Below are 25,319 nucleotides of genomic sequence, written 5' to 3'. Positions count from 1 at the left end.
GCGCTCGATGCCACGCGACCAGCGGAACGTGCTCGACGACACGCGAGGTGTGAGCCGTCGCGACCCGCTCCGCGACCGGCAGACCTGAGCACCTGCGATCGGCGTGTCGACCGACCGATCGCACCTCGATGTGCTCCACATCGACAGGACGACGACCGTCGACGGTCTCAGGTGCGTCGGATCTTCCGACACCTCGGTCCATCCACCAGGTGCGCACCCGCGTCCCGTGCCCGCCGGTCCGGCGCTCGCCCCCCGAGCCCTGCGAGGGGATGCCGACCGCTCAGATGACGGCGGACTCGAGGATCGGCTCGCCCCGGGCGAACCGATCGACACCGAACGGCGACAGGTCGATCGTGCGGTACTCGCCGAAGACGATCCACTCGGCCAGCGCCCGACCGACCGCCGGCCCCTGCTGGAGGCCGTGACCCGAGAACCCGTTGGCGAGCAGCAGGTTGTCGACCTCGGCCGACGCCCCGACGACGAGGTTGTGGTCGATGACGTTGAAGTCGTACTGACCGCCCCACGAGGCCAGGACCCGCACCCGGTCGAAGCGCGGCACGTAGGCCGCGAGGACCGGCCAGACGAGGTCCTCGAACTCCTCGACGCGCGCCGCCAGATCAGACGGATCCACGGCGACGTCGAGAGCCGGGACGGTCCCGCACACGTAGTGGCGCTGCTCGCGGCGGAAGTGGACCCCGTCCGGGGTGATCGTCAGCGGGACGTCCCCCTCGATGGGTCGACGGCAGTCGAAGACGAAGCTCGTGCGCGACCGCGGCTCGATCGGCAGCTCGACACCGGCCATCGACGCGACCTCGGGGGCCCGGCACCCGGCCGCGTTCACCACCCAGCGGCACCCCAGCGTCGCGCCCGACGCGAGGCGCACGCCGGTCACCCGGCCCCCGTCGACGTCCAGCCCGACCACCCGATCGTCCAGGTAGGTCGCTCCGCGGTGGATCGCACGCCGACGCATCCCGTGGAACAGCGCCCATCCGTCGAACGACCCCTCGCGTGGACCGCCGAGCCGTCCGCCGGCGACCCGTGTCGCGTCGAGCCAGTCGAAGCGGTCGGCCAGCTCCTCGGGTCCGAGCATCGAGACATCCGCCCCGGCCGCGCGCATCTCGACGGCGTCGTGGGCCATCCGACCCAGGTGGTCGTCGTCGGCGGCGAGGAACAGGTAGCCGGTCCCGCGGAAGTTCAGCTCGGGCGAGACGCCCTCCACCTCGACGTTCGAGTGGAAGTCGGCGATGAACTCCATCCCGAACCGGCTCAGCGAGCGGTTCAGCGGGCTCGTGAACTGCTCCCGGATGCTGTTCTGGGCGCGCGTCGTCATCGCGGAGGAGTACGACGTGTCGGCCTCGACCACGGCGATCGACCCGTCGAAGTCCTCGCTCTCCCCCAGCCAGTACGCCACGGAGCTCGCAGTCATCGCGCCGCCGACGCACACCACGTCGTGGTGGGTGGCGGCGCGGGTCATCGGGGGCCGTCGAGCGCGCCGGTCACCTCGGCTCGGCGGCGCGCACCGGCGCCGACGACGTCGGTCACGTGACGGACGTCGGTCACGTGACGTACCCCTGGGCCCGGTCGTGGCGCGTCGCGTCGGGGTCGCGATCGGCGGGATCCCCGAACCCGCCCCCTCCCGGCAGCTCCAGCACGAGGCGTCGGCCGGCGGGGACGATCTGCTTGCCCTTCCCGGCGAACGGGGATCCGTCGTCCAGGCGGACGGCGCCGGGCGCCCCGTCGCCCCCGCCGGCGCGCCCGCGGGCGGGGTGCTCGATGCGGTCGAACATCGCCGAGAACTCGAACAGGTAGCCGTCGGTCGGACCGATCTCGATCGTCTGCCCCAGGCCCCCGCGCTGCGCCCCGGCGCCGCCGCTGTCGGGTCGGATCTCCTTGCGCCAGATGACGATCGGGCCGACCTGCTCGGTCGCCTCGGTCGACATCGTGCGCACCCCGGACGGGAACGCCGTCGAGGTCAGGCCGTCGAGGTGGGGACGCGCCCCCGTCCCCCCGCTGTTGAACATCAGCAGCTCGACGGGGGGGCGCGGGTCGGCGGGGTCCGCCGAGCGCGCGCTCGCCTGGAAGTTCCACAGCGCGCCGGACCCCTCCGCCGGGATGCGATCGGGCAGGGCCTGCGCGATGGCACCGAGGCACAGGTCGGTGACGAAGTGGCCGAGCACGTGACGGACCGACACCGGGTGGGGGTGGGTGGCGTTGAGGATCACGTCCCTCGGCGCCTCGACGGTGAACGGCTCGAGCGACGCGAAGTTGTTCGGCAGCTCGGCCGCGATCGCGACGAGCATGCCGTAGGTGAAGTAGGCGTGGGCGTAGCCGAGCGGCACGTTGATCCCCAGCGGGCACACCGGCGAGGTCCCCGTGAAGTCGGCGTGCATCGCCTCGTCGGTCACGGTCAGCGTGACCGCGAGGGTCACCGGCTCGCCGTAGCCGTCGACGACCATCTCGTTGCGGTAGGTGCCGTTCTCGACGTCGCCGATCGCCTCGATCGTCGCGGCCCGGGTCCGGGCGAACACGAACTCGGCGAGCCCGACCAGGTCGTCGAGGTCGAACTCGTCCAGCATGTCGTCGAGTCGGCGGCGCCCGGTCTCGTTCGATGCCGCCAGACCGTGGACGTCACCGACCACCTGGTCGGCCTCGCGCACGTTGCCACGCAGGATCGTCACGAGATCGCGGTTCAGCACTCCGCGCTCGGCCCACTTCATGATCGGGATGCGGATCCCCTCCTCGTACACCTCGGTGCCGTCGGGGCCGTACCCGCGCCCGCCGATGTCGACCACGTGGGCCGTCGAAGCGAAGAAGCCGATCAGGGAGCCGCCGCGGAACACCGGGGTCGTCACGGTGATGTCGTGGAGGTGGCCGGTCCCCTTCCACGGGTCGTTGGTGATGTAGACGTCGCCGTCGAAGATCCGCTCGGGTCCGATGTCGTCGATGAAGTGCCCGACGGCGGCCGCCATCGTGTTGACGTGGCCGGGGGTGCCGGTCACCGCCTGCGCGATCATCCGCCCCCGTGCGTCGAAGACCCCGGCGGACAGGTCACCCGCCTCGCGCACCGAGGTGCTGAACGCGGTGCGCACGAGGGTGAGCGCCTGCTCCTCGACGACCGAGATCAGCCGGTTCCACATCACCTGGCGGTGCACGTCGTCACGCCCGCTCGAGGGGGCGGGTGGCGGTGACGGCGCCTCGGTGGTCCGTTCGTCTGTCGCGGTCATGGTCGTCCCTCCCGGGGGGTGCTCGTCGCGTCGAACCGGCAGCCGGAGCGCATCACGGACGGGGTCCGGCCCCGTCTGCGACGTCGTCGGGGGCGCGGGTGATCAGCAGGGAGCCGTCGCGCTGGACGGTGCAGCAGTGCTGCGACGACAGCACGGTCGTCGTCTGGGGCTCCACGACGATCGCCGGCCCGAGCAGCGTCGAGCCGGGTGCCAGCTCGTGGCGGCGCACGGTCGGGGTGTCGACGAGCTCTCCGGTCGCGACGTCGTGGGCCGGGCGGGTGGCCGTGGCGAGCCCGTCGGCGGTCGCGTCGACCACCGTCCCCGCCGCCGTCAGCTCGACCGGTTCGGGAGCGGGCGCCACCGAGGCGACGGTGACCGACCAGCTCACGGCCTCGATCACCAGGTCGTCGATCGCACGACCGAAGAACTCCTCGTACGCCTTCGTGAAGCGGGCCGACAGCAGCTCGGCGCCGAGCTCGTCGAACGACTCGTCGCCGAGCACCACCGGGATCTCCCAGCCCTGGCCGACGTAGCGCATCGACACCCGCCGCTCGACGGTGATCTCCGTGCCCTCGTCGACGCCCTCGCGGACGAACGAGGTGGCCTCGTCGGTGAGCGCGTCGAGCACCTCGTTCGCCCCGTCGACGTCGAAGTCGGCGGTCGAGGTGTAGAAGCTGCGGACCGCCTCGTAGGAGAACGGCGCTACCAGGAACCCGATCGCGGAGCCGACGCCGGCGCCGGGCGGCACGATCGCCTCGTCGAGGTGCAGCTTGTCCATCAGGCGCGCCGCGTGGAGCGGCGCTCCGCCGCCGAAGGCGATCATCGTGCGCCCAGCGAGGTCGGTCCCGCGCTCCACCGCGTGCGCCCGGGCGGCGTTCGCCATGTTCTCGTCGACGACCTCGGCGATGCCGACCGCGGCGTCGTCCACGGACATCGACAGCACGTCGGCGACGGCGGCGGCGATCGCGTCGTGGGCGAGGTCGGGCGAGAGGTCGATGCCGGTCGCGCCGAAGGTGTCGGGGTGGAGCCGGCCGAGCCGGAGGTTCGCGTCGGTGACGGTGGCGTCGGTCCCGCCGAGCGCGTACGCGGCCGGGCCCGGCTCGGAGCCGGCGCTGCGCGGACCGATCCGGATCTGGCCGAGGCGGTCGATCGACGCGATCGAGCCTCCGCCGGCGCCGATCTCGATCATGTCGATCACCGGGATCGACACGGGCATCCCGCTGCCCTTCTTGAACCGCGCCGTGCGGTCGACCTCGAAGGTGGTGGAGGTCCGCGGCCGGTGGTCCTCGATCAGGCTGATCTTCGCGGTCGTGCCGCCCATGTCGAACGACAGCACCCGGTCGCGCCCGTATCGAGCGGCGAGGTCGGCGGCGAAGATCGCACCCCCCGCCGGACCCGACTCGATCAGGCGCACCGGGAACGCGGCGGCGGTCTCGACGCTCATCAGCCCGCCGCCGGAGTGCACGAGGTGGAGGGGGCAGGTGATGGAGCGCTCGGCGAGCTGGTCGCGCAGGCGGACGAGGTACGAGGCCATCAGCGGCTGCACGTACGCGTTGGCGCACACGGTGTTGAACCGCTCGTACTCACGCATCTGCGGGGAGACCTCGCTGCTGATCGAGACCGCGACGTCGGGGAGCACCTCGTGCAGCAGATCGCGGAAGCGGCGCTCGTTGGTCGGCTCGACGTAGCTGTGGAGGAACCCGACCGCCACCGACTCGTAGCCCTCCTCGGCCAGTCGGTCGACGAGGGCTCGCGCGCCGGCCTCGTCGAACTCGATCAGCTCGGCGCCGCGGGCGTCACGTCGCTCGACCACGGTGTGGCGGTCGCGTCGCTCGATCAGCGGACTCGGCAGGACGATGTCGAGGTCGTACTGCTCGAATCGGCTCTCGGTGCGGGTCTCGATCACGTCGCGGAACCCGTCGGTGGTGACGAGCGCCGTGCGCGCCCCGCGCCGCTCGATCAGCGCGTTCGTGGCCAGCGTGGTGCCGTGGACGAACTGCTCGACGTCGGCGAGCTCGACGCCGTCGTCGGCGGCGAGCGAGCTGACTCCGTCGAGGATCGCCCGCTCGGGGGCGTCGTGGGTCGTCAGGACCTTGGTCGAGGCGTAGGTGCCGTCGGCGCGCTCGAGCACGACGTCGGTGAACGTGCCACCCACGTCGGCGCCGATGCGCACGCTCACAGGTCCTCCACCGAGGGGAACCCCGACGGCGGCACGATGTCGACCGTCGCGGAGCGCTGCTGGGCGAGCATCCCGCCATCCACCTGCAGCACGTGGCCGGTGACGTAGGACGCGTCGTCGGAGGCGAGGAAGAGCGCGGCGCCGGTCATGTCGTCGGGTTCGCCGATCCGCCCGAGCGGCACGTTCTCGCCGCGTCGGCGACGCTCGTCGACGTCGAGGCCGCTGGTGTCGATCGACCCCGGCATCAGGGCGTTGACCCGGATCCCGTAGGGGCCGAGGTCGAGCGCCATCGCCCGGGTGAGCGCCTCGATGCCGCCCTTGGTGGCGTCGTAGGCGGTGAACGCGCGGTGGGCGCGGGTCGCGCCGCCGGAGCTGAGGTTGATGATCGAGCCGCCGCCGGCCCGGGCCATCGATCGAGCCGCGCGCTGCGAGCAGAGGAAGTGACCCGTCAGGTTGACGTCGACGATGCGCCGCCACCACGACTCGTCGGCGTCGAAGAAGTGGAGCATCGGCGACACGATCCCCGCGTTGTTGACGAGCACGTCGACCGCGCCGAGCTCGTCGGCGAACGCGTCGAACATCGCCGCGACCGCGGCGTCGTCGCTGACGTCGGCGACGGCGTGGATCGCCGTCCCGCCGTCGTCGCGGATCGCGCCGGCGACGGCGGAGGCCGCCTCGGCGTCGACGTCGTTGACCATCACGCGCGCCCCCTGGTCGGCGAAGCGGCGGGCGATCGCCGCCCCGATCCCCCGCCCCGCACCGGTGACGAACACGGCCCGGTCGCGCACGGAGGCGTACGTGGTGGAGCCGGTCACACCGCCGTCGTATCCCCTCCGCGACCCGCTGTCAACCCGGCCCGAGCCTCCGTGCGGGATCGGGATCCACCCGATGCGGGACGGGTAGCGTCGGAGGTGACGTGGGAACGATGCGCGACGACTCCGACAGCTCCTTCGAGGGGTGGACGGCGGTGACCGTCCGGTGAGCCGGCGCGGGTGGGATCGAGACGCCCGACGCGGCCCCGCCCCCCGGCGTGACGGAGCCGACACGCTCGTCGACGCGCCGATGGCCCAGCAGCTGCTCGACGCGGTCGACCGCGCCGTGGAGGGCCGCTGGACGGCGGCGCAGGAGCGAGCGCGCTCGATGAGCGGCGACCGCGACGCACGGGTCGCCGAGGTGACCGAGGCGATCCGTCGTGAGCTCGCGGTCGCCGGAGCCGCCTCGGGTGGTGCGGCAGCGGTCCCGGGGATCGGGGTCGGCGCGGCGGCGGCGACGTTCGTCGTCGAGATCGGCTGGTCGACCGTGCGCCTGACCGACCTCATCTTGACGATCGCCGCGATCCACGGCCACGATCGCGCCGGGGTGGAGGAGCGTCGCCTGTGGGTGCTGTCGATCCTGACCTACCGCGACGGCGCCGCGGCGATGGTCACCCAGCTCGCCGAGCAGCTCGCCGCCTCCCGCCGGTCCGAGGGGCGGTCACCGCTGTCGAGCCGGTCGCTGCAGCGGATCAACATGACCATCGGTCGTGCGCTCGCCACGCGCTACGGGGCGCGGCGCGGTGCGGCCGCGATGGCGCGGCTGGTCCCGCTCGGCGTCGGCGCCGCTCTCGGCTACGGCATCAACCGTCGGCTGGTGACGCTCACCGCCGAGCACGCGCACGCGTTCTTCTCCCAGTTCCCGATCGGTCTCGAGGCGATCGACGTCGACGCGACGGTGAACCGCCGCCCGGTCGAGCCGCACGGTTCGCTCGATCGCTGAGGCGCGCCACGTCGGTCTCGTCGCCGACGTGCCCGCCCGAGGGGATCAGATCCCGGGATCGACGCCCGTCATCTCCACCGAGACGTCCCACAGGCGGTGCGCCAGGTCGTGGTCGTGGCTCGCCGACGTCGAGGTCACGTGCTCGGCCGGTCCCGACGTCTCACCGAAGCGCGACGGTCCCAGGTAGTCGCCGCCGTCGATCGACGACGAGGTCGCCGCCATCAGCGTCGGCCACGCGCCCTGCTCGGCGCTGTTGAGGAAGGGTCGGGCGAGGGGCATCGCGAGCTGCACGACCTTCGGCAGGTGGCGGGTCAGCTCGGTCGTGGCGATGCCGGGGTGGCAGGCGACCGCGATGGTGCTCGACCCCGACGTGCGCAGCCGCCGGTCGAGCTCGTAGGTGAACAGCAGGTTGGCGAGCTTGCTCTGGCCGTAGCGGGCCTGGGCGCCGTAGCCCTCCTCGGCTCCGAGGTCGTCGAAGGTGATCCGCGCCCCGCGGTGGGCGATGCTGCTCGTCACGACGACCCGCGAACCGGGCTGCTCGCCGAGCGCGTCGAGGAGGCGGCAGGTCAGCGCGAACGTCCCGAGGTGGTTCACCCCGAACTGCGACTCGAAGCCGTCGGTGGTGAACTGCAGCGGCGGCATCATGACCCCCGCGTTGTTGACCAGCACGTCGAGGCTCTCGGTGCCGGCCACGGTCTCGGCGGCCGCCTCGACGCTCGCCAGGTCGCCGAGGTCGAGCGGGACGGACGCGAGGTCCGCGTCGGGCACGTCGCGGCGGATCGCATCCATCGCGCCGTTCGCCTTCTCGTCGGACCGGCAACCGAGGAGGACGCGTGCGCCCCGCTCGGCGAGGACCCTCGCGGCCGCGAACCCGAGACCGGTGTTCGCGCCGGTCACCATGAGGGTCCGTCCGGTGAGATCGGGGACGTCGTGATCGGTGAATCCGCTGCTCATCGTGTCGGCCTACCACCGATCGCGACCACATGCGACCACGAACCCGCCGGTCCCGTCGCGGCGTGCGGGGGCTCGCCCCGAGCTGCTCTCGACCGCGACGGCGGATCGGCGCGAGGATCGTGCCCGATGTCCTCGAGCGCCGCTCCCCCGCCCTCCTCACCCGACGGCGCCGACCGTCCCTCCGAGCCCGCCGGGGACGAGCGCCGACCGCTGTGGGGCGCCGAGACGTCGAAGGCCGTGGAGAACTTCGCGATCTCCGGGGAGCCGATCCCCCGGCGCGTCGTCCACTGGCTGGGACGGATCAAGGCCGCTGCCGCGCTGGTGAACGCGGATCTCGGCCTGCTCGACGACGACCTGGCGGCGCGGATCGCCGCGGCCGCCGACGACGTCGCAGCCGGTCGCCACGACGGCGAGTTCCCGGTCGACGTCTTCCAGACCGGCTCGGGGACCTCGTCGAACATGAACGCGAACGAGGTGATCAGCGCGCTCACCGACGGCGACGCGCACCCCAACGACCACGTGAACCTCGGCCAGAGCTCGAACGACGTCTTCCCGTCGGCGGTGCACCTCGCCGCCCTCGAGGCCGCGCACGACGACCTCCTCCCGGCGACCGCGACGTTGGCCGCCTCGCTCCGCGGGCGCGCCGACGCGTTCGCGCACGTCGTCAAGGCGGCGCGCACCCACCTGATGGACGCGGTGCCGGTCACCCTCGGCGACGAGTTCGGCGGCTACGCGCAGCAGGTGCGCAGCGCCGGTGAGCAGATCGCGGCCACGCTGCCGATGGTCGGCCAGATCCCCCTCGGCGGCACCGCCACCGGCTCGGGCCTGAACACGCACCCCGACTTCGCCGCCGGGGTGCGTGCGCGCTTGGCCGCCGGGTCGAGCGACGCCGTGGGCGCCGACATCGCCGCGCCGCCGGACCGGTTCGCCGCGCAGGGCGCCCGTGACGGTCTCGTCGCGCTGTCCGGCTCGCTGACGGTGCTCGCGGTGGCGCTGACGAAGATCTGCAACGACCTGCGGTGGATGGCGAGCGGCCCGCGCGCCGGGCTCGGCGAGATCACCCTCCCGGCCCTGCAGAAGGGGTCCTCGATCATGCCGGGGAAGGTCAACCCGGTGATCCCGGAGGCCGTCGTCCAGGTCGCCGCGCAGGTGATCGGCAACCACGGCGCCGTCACCGCCGGGGCGATGCAGGGGAACTTCGAGCTGAACGTCACGATCCCGCTGCTCGCCCGGAACGTGATCTCCTCGATCGAGCTCCTGGCGTCGGCGTCGGAGGTGCTCGCGATCTCCTGCGTCGACGGCATCGAGGCGGACGAGGAGCGCTGCGAGGAGCTCGCCGAGCTGACCCTCGCGACGGCGACGGCGCTCAACCCGGCCATCGGCTACGACGCGGCGACGGAGATCGTCCACGAGGCCCACGCCTCGGGGCGCCCGCTGCGCGACGTCGCCCGCGACCACGGAGTCGATGCCGAGGCGCTCGACGACGCGCTCGACCTGCGCCGCATCGCGGCGGGCAACCGCGACGACGGCTGAGCGGGTTCCTCGAGGACGTGGGCCGGACGAGCTGACGACGGTGGGCCATCGGACTCCGGCGAGCGGCGGGCGAACCTCGCAGCGGGGATCGGATCGGAGGAGGAACCGGATCAGAGCAGGAACCGGATCGCGACGATCACCCCGAACGCGACGACGACCGCGCGCAGGATGCGCGGGTCGAGGCGCCCGGCGACGCGCCCGCCCGCCATCCCCCCGAGGAGGCTCGACACCGCCATCACCGCGGCGAAGTCCCACTCGACCTTCCCGCTGAACACGAAGAAGCAGGCCGCGAGCACGTTGATCAGCAGCGACAGCGTGGTCTTCAACGAGTTGATCCGACCGAGCGGGTCGTCGAGCGCGAGCCCCAGCACGGCGAGCAGCATGATCCCGAGCCCGGCCCCGAAGTAGCCGCCGTACACGGCGCCGGCGAACACCGCCGCGGTCAGGGCGACCGGGTGGCGGGTGGGTTCGGGCCCGCCGTCGGGGGCGGGCCGGTGCCGGACGTACCAGGCCTTGATCCGCTCCTGGAACCCGAGCAGGCCGCACGCCAGCAGGATCAGGAACGGGACCAGGTCGCGGAACACCTCGTCGGAGGTGCTCACCAGCAGGATCGATCCGATGAGCCCGCCCACGCCCGCCGCGACCACCAACCCCCGCAGGCGCCCGGCGTAGGTCAGCAGGTCGCGACGCTGAGCCACCGCCCCGCCCAGGTACCCGGGCACGAGGGCGACGGTGTTGGTCACGTTCGAGGCGACCGCGGGGACCCCGAGCGCGACCAGCGCCGGGAACGACACGAGCGTCCCGCCGCCGGCGATCGCGTTGATCAGCCCGGCCGCCACCCCTGCGAGGGCGGCGAGCGCCGCCTGCGACGCCGTCACCCCGCGAGCCGGCCGCGTCGGACCTTGCCGGTCGTGGTGCGCGGGAGCTCGTCGAGGAAGTGCACGTCGCGGGGGACCTTGTGGCGAGCGAGGTGGCTCCCCACCAGCGACCGGACGTCGCCCGCGGTGAGCGAGGCCCCGTCGCGCACCACCACGTGAGCGGCGAGGCGCTGGCCGAACTCGTCGTCCGCGACGCCGACGACCGCGACGTCGTCGACGGCGTCGTGGCCCAGCAGGAGGTCCTCGATCTCGGCCGGGAACACGTTCTCACCGCCGCTCACGATCATGTCGTCGGCGCGACCCGTGACGAAGAGCAGGCCGTCCGCGAGGTGGCCGACGTCGCCCGACGACATCAGGCCGTCGACGATCTCCTTGCCGCCCCCGCCCGTGTACTCCTCGAACTGCGAGCTGCCGCCGACGAAGATCCGCCCGTCGACGCCGTCGGGGCAGACCCGGCCGTCGGCATCGAGGATCCGCACCACCGATCCGGGCAGCACGTGCCCGGCGGTGTCGGGGTGGCGCGCCAGCTCGGTCGGGTCCGCCATCGTCGCCTGCCCGACCTCCGTCGAGCCGTACAGGTTGTACAGGTGGGGCCCGACGCGGTCGAGCCACCCGGTGACGACCGGGACCGGCAGGGCGGAGCCGCTCGACGCCGTGATCCGCAGCCTCGAGAGGTCCGTGCGCTCGAGCGCCGGGTGCGCGAGGAGGCGCTGCAGGATGACGGGGACGACCGCGAGCACGGTGACGTGCTCGTCCTCGATCCTCCGCAGCGTCTCGGCCGGGTCGAAGGTGTCGCTGACCACGGCGCGGGCGCCGAGGGCGAGGCACAGAGCGAGCTGGGCCAGGCCCCAGGCGTGGAACAGGGGGGAGGTGATCGCGACGACGTCGTCGCAGCGGTAGGGGATCTCCCGGAGCACCCCGGTCGACGCCGACGCATCGGGTCGTCCCGTCCCGCGCCGCGCTCCCTTGGGCGTGCCCGTGGTGCCCGACGTCAGCAGGACCGGGGCGAGGGGCAGCGATGCGAGCAGAGGCCGCCACCCGGCCCTGCCTCGGACCGCCGACAGGTCGAGACCGCCGTCGTGATCACGGCCGCCCGCGACGTCGGCGAGCACGACCGGACCGCCGAAGCGATCGGCGTCGACCAGGTGGGCGAGGCTCCCGTCGACGACCAGCGCGTCGATGCCCTCGCGCTCGACGATCTCGGCGACCTGGGGGCCGGCCGACCCGGTGTTCAGGTACACGACCTCGAGGGAGGCCTTCGCAGCGGCCACCGTGACCTCGACGAAGTCGCGGTGGTTGCGGCACAGCACCCCCAATCGGGCGCCGCGCCCGACGCCGAGCGCGTGGAAGCCCTTCGCGAGCCGCGTCGAACGGCGGTCCAGCTCCGCGTGGGTGAGCCGACCCCGGCGATCCGACACGGCCGTCCCGCGGGGGGAGACCAGCGCCGACGCCGCGACCGGTGCCGCCAGCGTCGGTCCCCACCGCGCGACGGCGCTCGTCAGCGCAGCGGCGCGACGGGGATCGAGCAAGCCGATTCGCGACACCAGGTCCAGCAGAGCGCTCGGTGAGGTGGCCACGTCCTCGATCGTCGCACAGCGGCCGTCGTGCGTCCCGATCCGCCCGTGCGCCCGTCGTCAGCCGATCTGCTGGTCGCGCGGTTCGACCTTCGACACCACGGATCCCCGGTGCATGATCGTGACCGGACCGGCATCGGAGACGACGATCACGACGCACCCGGCATCGTCGTAGGAGTAGCGGATCGCCGAGGTGTGGCGCATCCCGCTCATCGAGGGGACGTTGCTCTCGGCCGCGGACGAGGGCGCCAACCGCAACCCGACCGAGCGCAGCCGCCCCTCGCCGTCGAAGATCGCGGCGCCGTCGGTCTGGGCCAGGGCGTGGGCGATCGCGGCCGCCTCCCCCGGCTGGCCGAGCCGCAGGGTCGGCACGTTGTGCACCAGCGGCTCGACACGGCCGCCGGGCAGGTGCGGATCGATCGGACGCCAGATCAGGGTCGCTCCGATTCGGCGCCCCCCGAGCTCGTGCACGGCGAAGCGCAGCACGGGCCGCATCGTCTCGACCGGGAGGTCGTCGGCGGCGCCGGTCAGGCGCGACAGCCAGGCGTCGAGCGGCGGGTCGTGGTGCCAGCGGATCCCGTCCCAGCGCACGACGCCGGCGGGACCGAACACCCGCACCTGCCCGCTGCCGTGGCGCTGGATGACGAGGCCGCCGACCAGCGCCTGCAGCCCGACCAGCTCGTACTCCGCCGACACGTCGCGCCCGAAGCACGCGATGTGGGTAATCGCGTCCTTCGAACGCAGCGCGAAGGTGGTGCGTCCGTCGGCGAAGCGGCGGGCGAACTTGGCGTCGAGGTTGGCGACGGGGATGAGCGTCGCGCCGGCGTCGGACGTCATCGCCGGGTGGTCCGCGAGGACGGCGGAGGACGCGACGACGGCTCCGTAGGTGGGGACCCGGCCCTCGTGGATGTGCGGGCGCAGCGCGTAGCTCAGCTCGACGAGCGACCCCAACCCGGCCGGGGCGCCCTCGAGCGCCGGGACCCCCTCGTCGCGCAGCTCGCCGAGGAGGCGCTCCAGCCGTCCCGGGAGCACGGCGTCGTCGAGCGACCACATCGCCCGACCCGCCGCGGTCTCGCCCTGGTCGGTTGCCACGACCCGACGTTAGGTGCTCGCCGCGGCCGCCGTGACGCGGACGATCCCGCTCACGTCCATCGGGGTGGTCGTGAGCGGGATCGCCCGGGGGGGGGTTCGTCGAGCGGGAGGCTCAGCTCGTGGAGTCGCGGAGGCGCTTGACCTCGTCGTGCGCCGTCTGGATCGCGCTGTACTGGCGCTGCACGGTGGTCTTCAAGTCGGCGGAGATGTCCTTGTCGAGAGCGTCCTTGTACTCGGAGAGCGCGTGGTCCTCGCCCTGCTCGGCGGCATCGAGCACGCCGTCGGGATCCGATCCGCTGAGCGCGTCCTTGAGCGACATCCACCCGCGGTGGACCGCGGCGCCGACCGAGCCGTCCTCGTCGATGTCGTCGCCGTACGCGGCGGCCATCGTCTCCAGCTCGGCGTGGAAGCCGGCTCGCTGCTCGGAGAGCTCACGGAACTTCGAAGCGAGGTCGGAGCGGTTCGAGTCGGCGAGCTTCTCGGCGGCATCGCTGAAGCCCTTGCGGCCGTCGGCGAGGGTCTCCATCAGGTCCTTGGTGACTCTGGCGTCTTGTGACATCGGGTCCTTCTCTCCTCTGAGTCGTGTTCGCTAGCGCGTGGGTGCGTGGCGGATCGGGTACCCCACCCCCCACGGTTCCGAAACAACCGGCCGGGAGGCACCCGTCACGAGCTTGCGCCGGCGGACGTCCGGGTACGCCCCGTCGCATGGAACCGTCCCAGACACCCACCACGAGCACCCCGGAACCGATCGTGCCGGATCCCGATCCGACGCACACCCCCACGATCCCGGATCCCGACCCCACCCACACGCCGACGATCCCCGACCCCGATCCGACGCAGGACCCGCCGGTCCCCGATCCCGCACCGGATCCCTCTCCCGCCGTCCCGTCCCCGGCTCCGGCCCCCGATCCGTCGTCCCCCGAGCCGGATCCCGCGCCGGGACGGCCCGTGGGCTGACGGGAGCGAGGCTCGACGGGCTGATCCGTCGAGGGGATCGCGCTCGGTTCGTCGCCGACGTGCATGGCCCGGGCCACGGCGGGGTAACGCTCCGGCCATGAGCAACGACAACGCATCCATCTCGAACGACGACATCTCGAGCGGTCCGACCGAGGACGACGAGAACCTCGACGCCCCGGGCGAGCACTCGAAGGACACCGGCGACGAGCCGACCGAGGACGACGAGAACCTCGACTCCCCCGGGGAGCACTCGCAGGACACGGGCGACGAGTCCTGACCCCTCGCCACCCCTCGTCCCCACCCCCCGGCGCGCCATCGGATCCACGATCCGGTGGCGCGCTGGCGCGACTGGTCGGCGACGTCGGCACCTTCGAGCGCCGGCACTGGGGACGTGAGCCGCTGGTGCGCAGCGGCACCGGCGACACGTTCTCCGACGTGTGGAGCGTCGCAGCGCTCGACGACCTGCTGTCGAGCGCCGTGCGCACCCCGGTCGTGCGCCTCGTGGCCGACGGACGACCGATCCCGTCGGCGCGCTACACCCGCCGGGTGCGACTCGGCGGCGCCGACCTGGCCGATGTGATCGACCCCGCGGCGGTCGCGGCGGAGTTCGCGCAGGGCGCGACGGTCGTCGGCCAGTCGCTGCACCGGACGCGCACCGACGTGGGACGCTTCGTGTCCGCGCTGGCGCGCGAGGTGTCGCACCCGATCCAGGCCAACTCGTACCTCACCCCGGCCGGCGCGGTCGGCCTCGCCCCCCACTCCGATGCCCACGACGTCGTCGTCGTCCAGCTCGACGGGTCCAAGCGGTGGGACGTCGACGGTCCCGGCGAGGTCGTGCTCTCCCCCGGCGATGTCGTCTACGTCCCCGCCGGGACCCGCCACCGCGCCGAATCGATGGACCGGCCGTCGCTCCACCTCACGGTCGGGATCCTGACGGTCACCCGGCGTGCCGTCGTCGAGCGAGCGCTGCGCGACCTCGAAGAGCTCGACCGACCGCTCCCGCTGCGCTTCGGCGGCGACGGCGGTTCGGTCACCGACGACGTCTCCGGTGCCATCGAGGCGGTCGTCGACCACCTGCGCTCCCTCGACGTCGACGAGGTCGCGAGCGCCGAGCGTGGGCGACGGCTGGTGCGCCCCCCGGCGCCGGGAGCCCTGCTCGGCGTCCTCGGCGCCGCCGACATCGGCGAGCGCTCGATCGTGACCCGGCACCGGTCGTGGTCGTGGCGGACCGAGCGCGGCCGGATCGTCGTCACCTGCGGCCGTCGCCGCGTCGAGGTCCCGCTCGCCTGCGGCGACGCGATCGACGCGCTCGGCGGTGACCGCGACGTGGCGGTCGGGGACCTGCCCGGTCTCGACGCCGGGAGCCGGGTCGTCCTCGCTCGGCGACTGGTCGTGGAGGGGCTGCTCGTCGTCGTCGACCTCGCTCCCCCCGGCGCGTGCGCCGAGCGCTCGCGGTCGGGCGCGATGTGACCGGCGTCGTCGCATGGCGCCCCGCGCCTCGGGGTATGCGACGCCCATGGTGACGTTCGGACTGAAGTTGATGAGCGAGCTGCGCGCGGGATCGGAACTGGTCCGCCACGCGGTCGTGGCCGAGGAGCGAGGACTCGAGTTCCTGTCGATCTCGGATCACATCCACCCCTGGCTCCCCGAGCACGAGCACTCGTCGTTCGCCTGGAGCGTGATGGGCGCCATCGCGGCGCGCACCGAGCGCATCGAGATCGTCACCGGGGTGACCTGCCCCCTGTTCCGCTACCACCCGGTGATCATCGCTCAGGCGGCGGCGACGGTCGCCGAGCTGTCGGGGGGCCGGTTCACCCTCGGTCTCGGAGCCGGCGAGCGGCTCAACGAGCACGTCACCGGCGCCGAGTTCCCCTCGGCCGACCTGCGCCACGAGCGGTTGCGCGAGGCGGTCGACATCATGAAGCAGCTCTGGAGCGGTGAGTACACCACCGTGCGCGGACGGTTCTACGACGCCGACCACGTGAAGATCTACGAGCACCTCGGCCAGCAGATCCCGATCGTGCTCGCCGTGAGCGGGGAGCAGTCGCTCGACCTCGCAGCCGACACGGGGTGCGACGGGATCATGGCGACCGAGCCCGAGGCGCCGCTCGTCGACGGGTGGACGTCGCGCGGCGGCTCGGCCACGGACACCTGGACCGAGGCACCGCTCGCCTGGGAGCCGACCGCCGAGCGCGGGGTCGAGACGGCGAAGCGGTTCCGGTTCGGCCAGATGGGGTGGGATGTCGCCGCCGAGCTGCCGAACCCCGCGCACTTCGCCGCGGCCACCCAGTTCATGACCGACGACCAGATCGACTCGATGATCCCCAACGGGCCCGACCCCGAGCCCTACGTGACCGCCGTGCAGGAGTTCATCGACGCCGGGTTCTCGCGGATCGCGATCGTCCCGGTCGGCGACGACCTCGAGGGGACCTTGGACTTCTGGGAGGACGAGGTCCGGCCCCAGCTCGCGCTCGGCGACTGATCGACTCGGCGACCCACGACTCCACGAACGGAAGGACACCCGCCATCATGGACCTCGGCATCACCGGGAAGCTCGCCCTGATCACCGGCGCCGCCGGCGAGATCGGAGCAGGATCGGCTCGGGCACTGGCCCGCGACGGCGCACGGCTGCTGCTGAGCGACACCGACGCCGACGGGCTGTCGTCGGCGGCGCGGGACATCGCGTCCTCGACCGGCGCCGAGGTCGAGACCGCGCTCGCCGACCTCACGTCGCAGGAGGGGGCCGACTCGCTCGCCGAGGCGGGGAGCCGCCTCGGCGGGATCGACATCTGCGTCCACGCGGCCGGGATCACCGGGGCGAAGGGTGATCCGCTCGAGCTCGAGGACTCCGACTACTCCGAGGCCTGGTCGATCGACTTCATGTCGGCGGTGCGCATCGCGCGTGCGATCGTCCCGGCGATGGCGGCGCGTGGCTGGGGTCGCGTCGTCTACGTGGCGTCGGAGAACGCCGTCCAGTCCTACTCCGACGAGATGCCCTACAACGTCGCGAAGGCCGCTCTGGTGAACTTCACCCGGGGCACGGCGCAGGTCTACGCGCCGCAGGGCGTGCTGATCAACGTGGTGTCGCCCGCGTTCATCGAGACCGACATGACCGACCAGATGATGGAGAAGCGCGCCCAGGAGATGTCGACGAGCGTCGACGAGGCGATCGAGAGCTTCCTCGACGAGGAGCGCCCCCATCTGGTCCTCGAACGACGGGGTCGACCGACCGAGGTGGCGGCCGTCATCGCCTTCCTGTGCTCCGAGGCGGCGAGCTTCGTCGTCGGGTCGAACTACCGCGTCGACGGCGGTGCCGTGCTCGCGATGAACACCTGATCCGGCGGCGGCACCGACGGCCCGGCCCGTCATCGACGTCGCGATCCGCCCGCACCGTCGGCGGGTCCCGTCAGTCGAGCGCTTCGTCCGGCTCGAGCGGGATCAGCATCGAATCGAAGCTGGCCATCAGGTGGCCGACGATTTTTAGGACCCCGCCCGCCACCGATTCGGGGAACGACCCGGCACGCACGACGTCATCGGACAGCTCACCTGACATGGGTGGTGACTACCCCTCCGGACGTGCGGCGATGCCCGGTCGCGACAGCGCATCCGTCACACCTGGCCGACCGAGCACGACGCGCTCGTCGCCCCTCGATCACTCGACCACCACCATCCCCAGGTGCTCGGCCAGGCCACCCACCTCGAACACGCGGACCTGGAAGGGACGGGTGACCAGGGTGCGCATCGAGCACGACTCCGCCTCGAGCGCACGACGGAGGCGGATCAGCGATCCGAGCGCCGCGGAGTCGATGATCTCGGTCTCGGAGAGATCGACGTCGACCCGATCGTGCCCGACCCCGACGCCGTCGACCGCCTCGTCGAAGCGCTCGACCTGGGATCGGTCGAAGTCGCCCGCCACGGCGACGGCCACCACGCCCCCCTCCTCGCTGCGGTCGGAGCGGATCTCGACCGTGCTCATCGGGACCCGCCCGTCGTCACGGCCGGGATCGCGTGGTGCGTCCGCGCCCGCGCGGGATCGATCCGCACGGTGACGTCTCCACCGTCCGCGCCCCCACCCGTGCACACGTCTGCCCACACCACGTCACCGCAGTATCCCGCCTGCGGCGACGCCGCACCAAGTCCACTCGCCAGGTCCCCCTCGGCACCGGTTCACGGGGCCGGCGGAGACGCCGACGCCTGGCGCCGCATCACCATGACGGCCGTGATGTCGTCACCGACATCCGACGCGCCCACGTGCTCGAGGACGTCCTCCATCACGCGGTTCACGACGTCGAACGGTCGCGGTGACCAGTGCGCGACGAAGCTCGACTCCAGCCGATCGGCGCCGAACTGCGCTCCGTCCGCCGAGCGCGCCCCCACCGCTCCGTCCGACATCATCACCACGGCCTCGCCCGGGCGCAACGGATCGAGCACGTGGACGCGGTAGTCGGACGAACCGGTGACACCCAACGGCATGTCCGAGTCGAGCGCGAGCCGCCCGGAGCGCCCGACGCCGATGGTGCGCAGCGGCTCGTGCCCGGCGTTGACCACCTCCACCGCGTCGGGGCCGAGGCGGCACCCGGCGGCTGTCACGAAGCGGTCGCCGCCGAACTGCTCGTGGACGACCCGGTCGGCGACGCGCATCTGCTCCGCCAGGTCGGCCCCCGATCGCCGAGCGGTCCGGATCGCGCCCATCGTCAGGATGCTGGAGATCGTCGCCTCGGTGCCGTGACCCATGCCGTCGAGCGAGTACGCCCACACCGAGCCGTCGCTGAGCACGTAGTCGAAGACGTCGCCGGCGACGGTGTACGCCGGCTCCAGGATCCCGGCGACGTCGTAGTCGCCGAGGTGGTCCGAGCGCGCCGGCAGGACGTCGCGCTGCACCTCGGCGGCCACCGACATCACGTCGCGCCGACGGGCTCGCTCGAGGTCGTCGAAGCGCCGCAGGTGGGAGGGCAGCAGGGACCCCGCCACGCGTGCCAGCTCCACCGGACCCGGTTCGTCCCCGTCGAGGCGCACCACGAACAGGCTGTGCCCCCGGTCCGGGAGGGGCACCCACCAGGACCCGTCGTGGAGGACGCGCACGGAGGACAGCATCGCCCCGCGCAGCTCGGCCGAGAGCTCGACGACGGTGCCCACGGAGCCGTCCGGCGGGAGCTCGACGAGCTCGCGGTACCCGTTGTCGACCACGTAGAGCCGGGCGTCGCCCGGCAGCATCGCCCGGGCGAGCCCCACCACCTCGTGGGCGTCGCGCGCCTCGACCAGCGCGACGATCGCGTCGAACTCGTGCCGGTCGTCCGAACCGGTCGGATCGGCGGTCACCACGAGCGGTACCCCCCGCACGACGACAGCGTCCGACCTCCGTGGCGCGCGCCGCCCGAGCGGAACCCCGTCGTGAGCGCCGCGATCACGATCACGGTCACGGCGCCGGCGCCGGCGCGACGTAGTGCTCGCGGCTCCACCGGAGCGGTTCGAGGAGACGTTCGGTCAGGATCGGCGCAGCGTACGCGTCCGTCGTCTGGCTGACGTGATCGGCGACGGCGCGCCGCCGTCGCTCGACGACCTCGTCGTCGAGGTGGAGCGCGACCAGTCCTCGTCCGGCGAGGTCCTCCGGACCGCGGTGGTGCCACGTCCAGAACATCGCCCCCCGCAGCTCGCACCCCACCTGATCGGCGGCGCGACGGGCCGCCCGGCCGACCGCCTCGTGATCGGGGTGCCAGTCGCGCTCCCACGGGGAGACCAGCAGGGTGCTCTCGTCGACCAGCTCGACCAGGGACGCGGACAGCGCGCCCTCGTCGAGCGCGACCGAGCCGTCGCTCATCCCCAGGCGGAGGACGGCGACGCGCCGCCCGGCGACGGTCGCGAGAGCACGTGCCTGCTCCGCCCGGCGGACCTCGGCGATCGCGCCCGGGTCGAGCTCCGGGTAGGCGGCCTCCCCGTCCGTGACCGCGACCACCACGAGGTCGACGCCGCGCCCCGCCTGGGTGGCGATCAGCCCGCCCGCCATCAGCACCTCGTCGTCGGGGTGGGGTGCGACGACGACGGTGCGACACCGGGGAGGGTCCCACTCGACGGCCCGGTCGAGGACGTCGGCGAAGCGCCGCTCGACGGTGTCGTCGGCGGCGCGCCCCCGATCGGGCCGCCGGGGCTTGGGCGCGGGCTGCGGCTCGCTCACGTTCGATCACCGTCCAACGATCCCCCCTCCACCCGGAGGCGGTACCCCGGGCACCGTCGGCGCACACCGCAGTGCACCGGCGGCGCCCAGGTGCACGGTTCGCGCTCAGACGGGCCCGGCACCCGACCCCCGCTCGCGCACGGTCAGCGTCCCGGCGGCTCGATCCCAGTCGACCGAGCCATCGGCTGCGAAGCGCGACAGCCACCCGGCCATCGGCCACTCCCCCCACCGGTCGTGGAACCGGGTGGCGTTGGCCACGATGTCGTCGAGGTGCTCGATCGGGGGCGACGACACCGGGTGGTGCTGGTGGAACGCCAGCGCGCTTCCGTCGACGCCCAGCTCGACTCCCGCTCGCCCGGCGCGACGGGCGAAGTCGGTGTCCTCGCCCCCGTAGCCGACGTAGGCCTCGTCGAAGCCGCCGATCCGATCCCACGTCGCACGGTCGAGCGCGAACGAGAGCGACCAGAACATCGACGGATCCGAGCCGCGCGACGCGGGGTCACCGGGTCGCGGCCGCCCGTCGTGGAACCGCGCCACGCCGGCGAGGAGCTCCTCGTCCCAGCCGGGGACCTCGGGGTCGGGAGGGAGGTACCCGACCGGTCCCGACCAGAGGAGCGGCTCGTTCGCCACGAGGTCGCGGTACCGATCGACGAGCCCGGGAGCGGGGACGCAGTCGACGTCGAGGAAGACGAGCACGTCGTGGCGCGCCGATCGTGCGCCCAGGTTGCGCGCCGCGGCCAGCGGGAGCGGCGACCCCGCTGCCACCTCGAGCGAGACGACCCGTGAGGGGCCGTCCTCGATCGGCCGGCCCCCCATGTCGACGACCACGTGATCGACCTCCGGCGCGCACCGCACGAGCGCGTCGCGCTGCCGTCGCAGGTGGGAGCGGCGTCCGGCGGCGCTCGTGATCACCGACACGGGCGGGGGCGGGCCCGGAGCACCCGGCTCCGTGCTCACGCCACGTCCGTCGAGCGGATCGCGGCACGCGGACCACGACCCGCGAACCGGGCGCAGACCTCGAGGTGGCGCGCGCGCACCACGCCGCGCAACGACGCCTCGGGACGGGTCACCCGCGGGCGACGTGCGAGCACCTCGGCGGCCGTCGCGGCCAGCGACGACGGCGGCGCCGTGATCGCCCCCTGGTCGGCGTGGGCCCCGACGTCGGTCGTCACCACCGGCACGCCCAGGTCGGTCGCCAGCTCGACCAGACCCGAGTGCGTCCCCCACGCGTACGGCAGCACGAGCACCCCGGCGGACGCGATCATCGACTCCAGCTGGGCGTCGTCGGGGCGTTCGACGACCGTCAGCTCGAGCCGACCCGAGTCGTGGGCCGCCCCGAGCACGGACCGCAGTCGCGGCCCGCACGCCTCCCACCCCGTGGTCCGCGCGACCACCCGAACCGCCACCTCGGCGTCAAGGACGAAGCCGGTGACGGCGGCGACGTCGAGGTTGGGCCGACAGGTACCGAGCCACACCAGCGCGCCGTCTCCCGGTGCGTGCGCCCTGCCGGGGTCGATCGTCCGCGGGCGGTCGACGATCGGCGGGTGGGGGATGACCACGGGGTGCGTCCCGTACCGCTCGTCGATCGTCTCGGCGGCGATCCCGGTCAGGGTGATCAGCGCATCGGCGTGGCGCACCAGCACCGAGGTGCGGGCGTGGTGGTCGCGCTGGTCGACCAGGTGCGGGTTGTCGACGTCGTGCACCGTGTGGACGAGCGCGATCCCCGCCGAGCGGATCCCCGTGCACCACCGCTCCAGCTCGATCGGGGACAGGTGCTCGAACCCGAAGTGGACGTGGCACACGTGGACGGACGCCTCGATCAGCGCGGCGACCGACCACGGATCGCCCACGACGACGGGGTCGGGGTCGATCGCACGGACGAAGGGGTGGTCGGACGGGATGTGGGCGATCCTCACCCGGCACCGGTACCCCGTCGCGACCGCCGCCACTCCGAGCTCGGCGGAGACGCCGGAATGGACGAGCGAGGACGGGGGTACCCCGGCTCGGTGCCGAGCCCCGTCGTCCTCACCGTGGTCGCCGGGTCGCCCAACGACGGCGTCCGGCGCTTCGGGGCGCTGACCGCGGCTGCGCGCGACGCGACGGGGGCGCCGTCCCCGCTGCTCGTGCTCGACGAGTCGTCACCGGGCGGCCCGGCCGGGCGAGTCGTGGGCTGCGACCTCGTCCACCTGCACCTGAACGACCGCCTCTTCGACGAGGACCCGGTCCGGTGGCTCGAGGTGGTCGAGGCGGCACGGGCGCACGGGCGCCCGGTCGCGATGACCCTGCACGACGTCCCCGGTGACGAGGAGGGGGTGCAGCGCTGCGCACGCCGTCGCGTCGCGCAGCGCCGGCTGGCCGAGCTCGCGGACGTGGTGGTCGTCAGCAGCGAGCACGAGCGGAGCCGGGCGGCGCTCGCCGGCATCGACGCCCACGTCGTGCCCCACCCCGTCTTCGCCGCCGCCTCCGTCGGAGCGCCGAGGCCGGCGCGGACGCCGCGCACGATCGTCGTCGCGGGCTTCGTCCACCCCGGCAAAGGGGTCGCGGAGCTCCTCGACTCGCTCGACGACGTGACGGGATCCGTCCTCGCGGGGTGGTCGTTGCGGCTCGTCGGAGGCGTGACCGACGCCCACCGCGACCACCTCGACGACCTCCGGCAGCGGGCGCTGCGCGCCGGGCTCGGCTTCGAGTTCACCGGAGCGGTCTCGACCCGACGATGGGACGCCGAGCTGCGCCGCGGAGCGATCCCGGTCGCCCCCCACTCTTACTGCTCGGCCTCGGGGTCGATCCTGTCGTGGTGCGGGCTCGGGCGCCGCCCGCTGGTCAGCGACCACGGCTTCGCGCGCGAGATCGCGTCCGAGCGCCCGGGAGCGGTGGAGATCGTCGGCGGCGACGGGTGGCGCCGTGCCCTCGAGCGATGCGTCATCGGGCGCGACCCCCGCAGCTTCGACCCCTCCGGGTGGAGGACGCCGGCGGCCTCGGTGGCCGCTCTCGACCGGATCGTGACCGGCGTCCTCGCCTCCTCGAGCGTGGCGTGATCGACGTCGTCATCCCGTACTTCGACGCCCCCGAGCGCTTGGCGTCGATCCTGCTCGCGCTCGACGCCCAGGTCGACCCCGCCACCGGGCGACGCCCGACGGGGCTCGCGGTGATCGTCGCCGACGACGCCTCGAACGTGCCACCCGACGTGACCGGGAGCGATCTCCCCGTGCGGGTGGTGCGCCACGAGGTCGTGGGCTACCACGCTGCCGCCACCCGCGACCTCGGGGTGTCGGCGAGCACCGCCGAGGTGGTCGTCCTGCTCGACGGCGACACCGTCCCCGCGCCCGAGGCCGTCGCCCGCCTCGTCGCGCCGATCCTGCACGGCGGGATCGACGTCACGACCGGCCGCCGACGCCACGCCGACCTCGGGGGGCTCGCACCCGACGAGGTGGCGCGCTTCGTCGCCGACCCCGCCCCCGAGCGCGTCCTGACCGAGCCCGAGTGGTTGCGCACCGGCCTCGAGCGGACCGACCGGCTGCGATCACCGAGCGCGCAGGTCTACCAGTACGTGATCTCGGCGGTGATGGCGGTGCGGCGGGAGGTGTTCGTCGAGGTCGGGGGGTTCGACCACCGCTTCGACACCTACGGCGGCGAGGACTGGGAGCTCGCCTCGCGGCTGTGGAACGCCGGGGCGGAGTTCGAGCACGTCATCGACGCCGTCGCGTTCCACGACGGTCCCGACATCGAGGGACGCCTCCTCGATCCCACGGCGAAGACGATCGAGTCGCTGCGCATCGCGGACCTCGTGCCCGCATCGGCGACGCGTCGGGCCGGGGTGGTCCACGAGGTCCCGGATCTCGACGTCCGGGTGCACCTGGCCCCCGGTGAGCCCGTCGCGAACGCCGTGTGCGTGATCTCGCTGCTGTCGTCGCGCCCGGGCGACCTGCGCGTCGGCCTCGTCGGTGCCGCGGAGGACCGCTCCCTCCTCCTCGATCACCTCCACGACCCCCGGGTGGTGGACGACCGCAGCGGCGGGGAGTCGATCCGGCGGCTCCCCGCACGCGCCGACGTGACGGTCACGGCCCCGGTGGAGTTCGACGCGCTCGCGCTCCACCGCCTCACCGAGCGGGTGCGCGACGGGCTCGAGGTCGAGGTGCGCGCCTGCGTCGACGACGCCGAGGTCATCGCCCGATCGCGTCGGCTCTCGTCACCTCGGGCGAGGGCACGGCGCGGCGCGGCGCGCGCCGAGGTCGACCACGACCCGCGCGTCGTCGGCGGCGTCGACCACGGCATCCGGGCGATCTCGGCCGAGGGGCTGGCGTCGTGGATGCGCTCGCGCCCGGTCGACGGATCCGAGCCCGCTCAGAACCGGTAGTCGTAGCGGGCGATGTCCTCCGCGTGCAAGCGCGCCACCGCGTCGTGGCCCCACGGCGAGTAGTGCCGCCAGTACGGCCGGTCCCGCTGCGTCCGGTTGACGTGGGGCACCGGACCGATCCGCTGCGAGAGCTCCGGGTGGAGGCGCCGCAGGTCGTCGTCCATCCGCTCCATGCGGACGACGACCGTCGCCTCGGTGACGTGGCCGCGGTTGAGCCGTCGTCGGGCACCGGGGCGCGACAGGTCGTCGGCGAGCTCGTGGCGCAGCCAGGAGTCGAAGTCGAGCTCGACCGCGATCGCGATCCGCTCGCGCATCCCGGCGAGGGTGTTCACCCATGACCCCTCGTCCCCGACCTCGGCGGCCCAGCGGGTCCGCGTCCGGTGCCACTCGGCGACGTAGAAGTCGAACGGGTTGCGCGTGGTGGTGACGACGACGTCGGGGCGTGGCCTCGCCGCGACGGCCGCGACCGCGCTCACCTGGGCCATCGTGGCGTGCTTGCGGTCGATGCCGTCGTCGCCGAGCTCGACGCCGTCGAGGAGGTCGCACGCCCCCGGTGCTCCCGAGCACGCGCTCACCAGCGACGTGCTCCCGGTGCCCGGCGCCGCGGTGACCACGGTCGAGAGGTCGTCGAACCAGACGGGCACCGC

Annotated in this window: 24 protein-coding genes; 8 read left to right on the top strand and 16 right to left on the bottom strand. The window is 73.2% G+C overall.

Features of this window, described 5'->3' with window-relative positions:
• Positions 1-280 precede the first annotated feature (280 nt).
• The 4 genes from ACOOHC_RS04940 to ACOOHC_RS04925 form a co-directional block, all read right to left on the bottom strand.
• The gene (locus tag ACOOHC_RS04940; protein ID WP_420452902.1) at positions 281-1,474 is read right to left on the bottom strand and encodes an NAD(P)/FAD-dependent oxidoreductase; all 1,194 of its coding nucleotides are present in this window, start codon (positions 1,472-1,474) and stop codon (positions 281-283) included.
• Positions 1,475-1,556: 82 nt separating this feature from the next.
• A complete protein-coding gene (locus ACOOHC_RS04935; RefSeq protein WP_420452901.1) occupies positions 1,557-3,224 on the bottom strand; it encodes a hydantoinase B/oxoprolinase family protein in 1,668 nt (555 codons plus the stop codon).
• Positions 3,225-3,276: 52 nt separating this feature from the next.
• Complete coding sequence (locus ACOOHC_RS04930; protein WP_420452900.1) at positions 3,277-5,397, bottom strand: hydantoinase/oxoprolinase family protein; 2,121 nt, start codon at positions 5,395-5,397, stop codon at positions 3,277-3,279.
• Positions 5,398-5,399: 2 nt separating this feature from the next.
• Complete coding sequence (locus tag ACOOHC_RS04925; protein ID WP_420452899.1) at positions 5,400-6,218, bottom strand: SDR family NAD(P)-dependent oxidoreductase; 819 nt, start codon at positions 6,216-6,218, stop codon at positions 5,400-5,402.
• Positions 6,219-6,465: 247 nt separating this feature from the next.
• Between ACOOHC_RS04925 and ACOOHC_RS04920 the strand changes: the two genes are divergently transcribed.
• Positions 6,466-7,158, top strand: coding sequence for an EcsC family protein (locus ACOOHC_RS04920; protein ID WP_420452898.1), 693 nt, complete (start codon positions 6,466-6,468; stop codon positions 7,156-7,158).
• 45 nt (positions 7,159-7,203) lie between these two features.
• Here ACOOHC_RS04920 and ACOOHC_RS04915 read toward each other — a convergent pair whose 3' ends face one another.
• Entirely contained in the window at positions 7,204-8,112 is a 909-nt protein-coding gene (locus ACOOHC_RS04915; RefSeq protein WP_420452897.1) for an oxidoreductase, read from the bottom strand.
• A gap of 126 nt (positions 8,113-8,238) precedes the next feature.
• Here ACOOHC_RS04915 and ACOOHC_RS04910 point away from each other — a divergent pair, with 126 nt between their 5' ends.
• The gene (locus tag ACOOHC_RS04910) at positions 8,239-9,645 is read left to right on the top strand and encodes a class II fumarate hydratase (protein ID WP_420452896.1); all 1,407 of its coding nucleotides are present in this window, start codon (positions 8,239-8,241) and stop codon (positions 9,643-9,645) included.
• 110 nt (positions 9,646-9,755) lie between these two features.
• On the opposite strand, the gene ACOOHC_RS04905 is transcribed toward ACOOHC_RS04910, so the two are convergent.
• The 4 genes from ACOOHC_RS04905 to ACOOHC_RS04890 form a co-directional block, all read right to left on the bottom strand.
• Positions 9,756-10,523 carry a sulfite exporter TauE/SafE family protein gene (locus ACOOHC_RS04905; protein ID WP_420452895.1) on the bottom strand — a complete coding sequence of 256 codons (768 nt, stop codon included), beginning with the start codon at positions 10,521-10,523 and terminating at the stop codon, positions 9,756-9,758.
• Positions 10,520-12,100, bottom strand: a complete 1,581-nt coding sequence (locus ACOOHC_RS04900; protein WP_420452894.1) for an AMP-binding protein — start codon at positions 12,098-12,100, stop codon at positions 10,520-10,522. Before ACOOHC_RS04900 ends, ACOOHC_RS04905 begins: the two co-directional genes overlap by 4 nt.
• Positions 12,101-12,157: 57 nt before the next feature.
• A complete protein-coding gene (locus tag ACOOHC_RS04895) occupies positions 12,158-13,189 on the bottom strand; it encodes a diadenylate cyclase (RefSeq protein ID WP_420452893.1) in 1,032 nt (343 codons plus the stop codon).
• A 112-nt stretch (positions 13,190-13,301) separates the two neighbouring features.
• On the bottom strand, positions 13,302-13,748 hold the full coding sequence (locus ACOOHC_RS04890; RefSeq protein ID WP_420452892.1) for a ferritin-like domain-containing protein: 447 nt from the start codon (positions 13,746-13,748) through the stop codon (positions 13,302-13,304).
• A gap of 495 nt (positions 13,749-14,243) precedes the next feature.
• Between ACOOHC_RS04890 and ACOOHC_RS04885 the strand changes: the two genes are divergently transcribed.
• The 4 genes from ACOOHC_RS04885 to ACOOHC_RS04870 all read left to right on the top strand — a co-directional run bounded on the left by ACOOHC_RS04885 (position 14,244) and on the right by ACOOHC_RS04870 (position 17,482).
• Entirely contained in the window at positions 14,244-14,423 is a 180-nt protein-coding gene (locus ACOOHC_RS04885) for a hypothetical protein (RefSeq protein ID WP_420452891.1), read from the top strand.
• Positions 14,424-14,548: 125 nt separating this feature from the next.
• A complete protein-coding gene (locus ACOOHC_RS04880; protein WP_420452890.1) occupies positions 14,549-15,616 on the top strand; it encodes a JmjC domain-containing protein in 1,068 nt (355 codons plus the stop codon).
• Positions 15,617-15,662: 46 nt separating this feature from the next.
• Positions 15,663-16,628, top strand: a complete 966-nt coding sequence (locus ACOOHC_RS04875; RefSeq protein WP_420452889.1) for a TIGR03557 family F420-dependent LLM class oxidoreductase — start codon at positions 15,663-15,665, stop codon at positions 16,626-16,628.
• Positions 16,629-16,675: 47 nt separating this feature from the next.
• Complete coding sequence (locus ACOOHC_RS04870; RefSeq protein ID WP_420452888.1) at positions 16,676-17,482, top strand: SDR family NAD(P)-dependent oxidoreductase; 807 nt, start codon at positions 16,676-16,678, stop codon at positions 17,480-17,482.
• 70 nt (positions 17,483-17,552) lie between these two features.
• Here ACOOHC_RS04870 and ACOOHC_RS04865 read toward each other — a convergent pair whose 3' ends face one another.
• The 6 genes from ACOOHC_RS04865 to ACOOHC_RS04840 all read right to left on the bottom strand — a co-directional run bounded on the left by ACOOHC_RS04865 (position 17,553) and on the right by ACOOHC_RS04840 (position 22,234).
• Complete coding sequence (locus tag ACOOHC_RS04865; protein WP_420452887.1) at positions 17,553-17,699, bottom strand: hypothetical protein; 147 nt, start codon at positions 17,697-17,699, stop codon at positions 17,553-17,555.
• 99 nt (positions 17,700-17,798) lie between these two features.
• Positions 17,799-18,122 carry an STAS domain-containing protein gene (locus ACOOHC_RS04860; protein ID WP_420452886.1) on the bottom strand — a complete coding sequence of 108 codons (324 nt, stop codon included), beginning with the start codon at positions 18,120-18,122 and terminating at the stop codon, positions 17,799-17,801.
• 191 nt (positions 18,123-18,313) lie between these two features.
• Positions 18,314-19,486, bottom strand: a complete 1,173-nt coding sequence (locus ACOOHC_RS04855) for a PP2C family protein-serine/threonine phosphatase (RefSeq protein ID WP_420452885.1) — start codon at positions 19,484-19,486, stop codon at positions 18,314-18,316.
• A gap of 76 nt (positions 19,487-19,562) precedes the next feature.
• On the bottom strand, positions 19,563-20,318 hold the full coding sequence (locus ACOOHC_RS04850; RefSeq protein ID WP_420452884.1) for a PIG-L deacetylase family protein: 756 nt from the start codon (positions 20,316-20,318) through the stop codon (positions 19,563-19,565).
• Between the two features lie 105 nt (positions 20,319-20,423).
• Entirely contained in the window at positions 20,424-21,275 is an 852-nt protein-coding gene (locus ACOOHC_RS04845; protein WP_420452883.1) for a glycosyltransferase family 2 protein, read from the bottom strand.
• Positions 21,272-22,234, bottom strand: a complete 963-nt coding sequence (locus ACOOHC_RS04840) for a hypothetical protein (protein WP_420452882.1) — start codon at positions 22,232-22,234, stop codon at positions 21,272-21,274. The genes ACOOHC_RS04845 and ACOOHC_RS04840 overlap by 4 nt, the downstream gene beginning before the upstream one ends.
• Positions 22,235-22,324: 90 nt before the next feature.
• On the opposite strand from ACOOHC_RS04840, the gene ACOOHC_RS04835 reads away from it, so the two are divergent.
• Positions 22,325-23,353, top strand: coding sequence for a hypothetical protein (locus ACOOHC_RS04835; RefSeq protein WP_420452881.1), 1,029 nt, complete (start codon positions 22,325-22,327; stop codon positions 23,351-23,353).
• Positions 23,350-24,672 (top strand): glycosyltransferase, encoded by a 1,323-nt coding sequence (locus ACOOHC_RS04830; RefSeq protein WP_420452880.1) that lies wholly within the window; start codon positions 23,350-23,352, stop codon positions 24,670-24,672. Before ACOOHC_RS04835 ends, ACOOHC_RS04830 begins: the two co-directional genes overlap by 4 nt.
• Here ACOOHC_RS04830 and ACOOHC_RS04825 read toward each other — a convergent pair.
• Positions 24,660-25,316, bottom strand: a complete 657-nt coding sequence (locus ACOOHC_RS04825) for a hypothetical protein (RefSeq protein ID WP_420452879.1) — start codon at positions 25,314-25,316, stop codon at positions 24,660-24,662. The two genes, ACOOHC_RS04830 and ACOOHC_RS04825, sit on opposite strands and share 13 nt — an antisense overlap.
• Positions 25,317-25,319 lie beyond the last annotated feature (3 nt).

The sequence above is a fragment of the Ilumatobacter sp. genome, from assembly GCF_965215205.1.
Lineage (GTDB): Bacteria > Actinomycetota > Acidimicrobiia > Acidimicrobiales > Ilumatobacteraceae > Ilumatobacter_A.
The sequence above is the reverse complement of the archived record's forward strand: the minus strand, read 5'-3'. Positions and strand labels throughout refer to the sequence as shown.

Coding starts and splice junctions, on each gene's coding strand:
- ACOOHC_RS04885 (WP_420452891.1), top strand. CDS start 14,244: ATGAGCAACGACAACGCATCCATCTCGAACGACGACATCTCGAGCGGT.
- ACOOHC_RS04875 (WP_420452889.1), top strand. CDS start 15,663: ATGGTGACGTTCGGACTGAAGTTGATGAGCGAGCTGCGCGCGGGATCG.
- ACOOHC_RS04870 (WP_420452888.1), top strand. CDS start 16,676: ATGGACCTCGGCATCACCGGGAAGCTCGCCCTGATCACCGGCGCCGCC.
- ACOOHC_RS04865 (WP_420452887.1), bottom strand. CDS start 17,699: ATGTCAGGTGAGCTGTCCGATGACGTCGTGCGTGCCGGGTCGTTCCCC.
- ACOOHC_RS04910 (WP_420452896.1), top strand. CDS start 8,239: ATGTCCTCGAGCGCCGCTCCCCCGCCCTCCTCACCCGACGGCGCCGAC.
- ACOOHC_RS04890 (WP_420452892.1), bottom strand. CDS start 13,748: ATGTCACAAGACGCCAGAGTCACCAAGGACCTGATGGAGACCCTCGCC.
- ACOOHC_RS04935 (WP_420452901.1), bottom strand. CDS start 3,224: ATGACCGCGACAGACGAACGGACCACCGAGGCGCCGTCACCGCCACCC.
- ACOOHC_RS04920 (WP_420452898.1), top strand. CDS start 6,466: ATGGCCCAGCAGCTGCTCGACGCGGTCGACCGCGCCGTGGAGGGCCGC.
- ACOOHC_RS04915 (WP_420452897.1), bottom strand. CDS start 8,112: ATGAGCAGCGGATTCACCGATCACGACGTCCCCGATCTCACCGGACGG.
- ACOOHC_RS04940 (WP_420452902.1), bottom strand. CDS start 1,474: ATGACCCGCGCCGCCACCCACCACGACGTGGTGTGCGTCGGCGGCGCG.
- ACOOHC_RS04860 (WP_420452886.1), bottom strand. CDS start 18,122: ATGAGCACGGTCGAGATCCGCTCCGACCGCAGCGAGGAGGGGGGCGTG.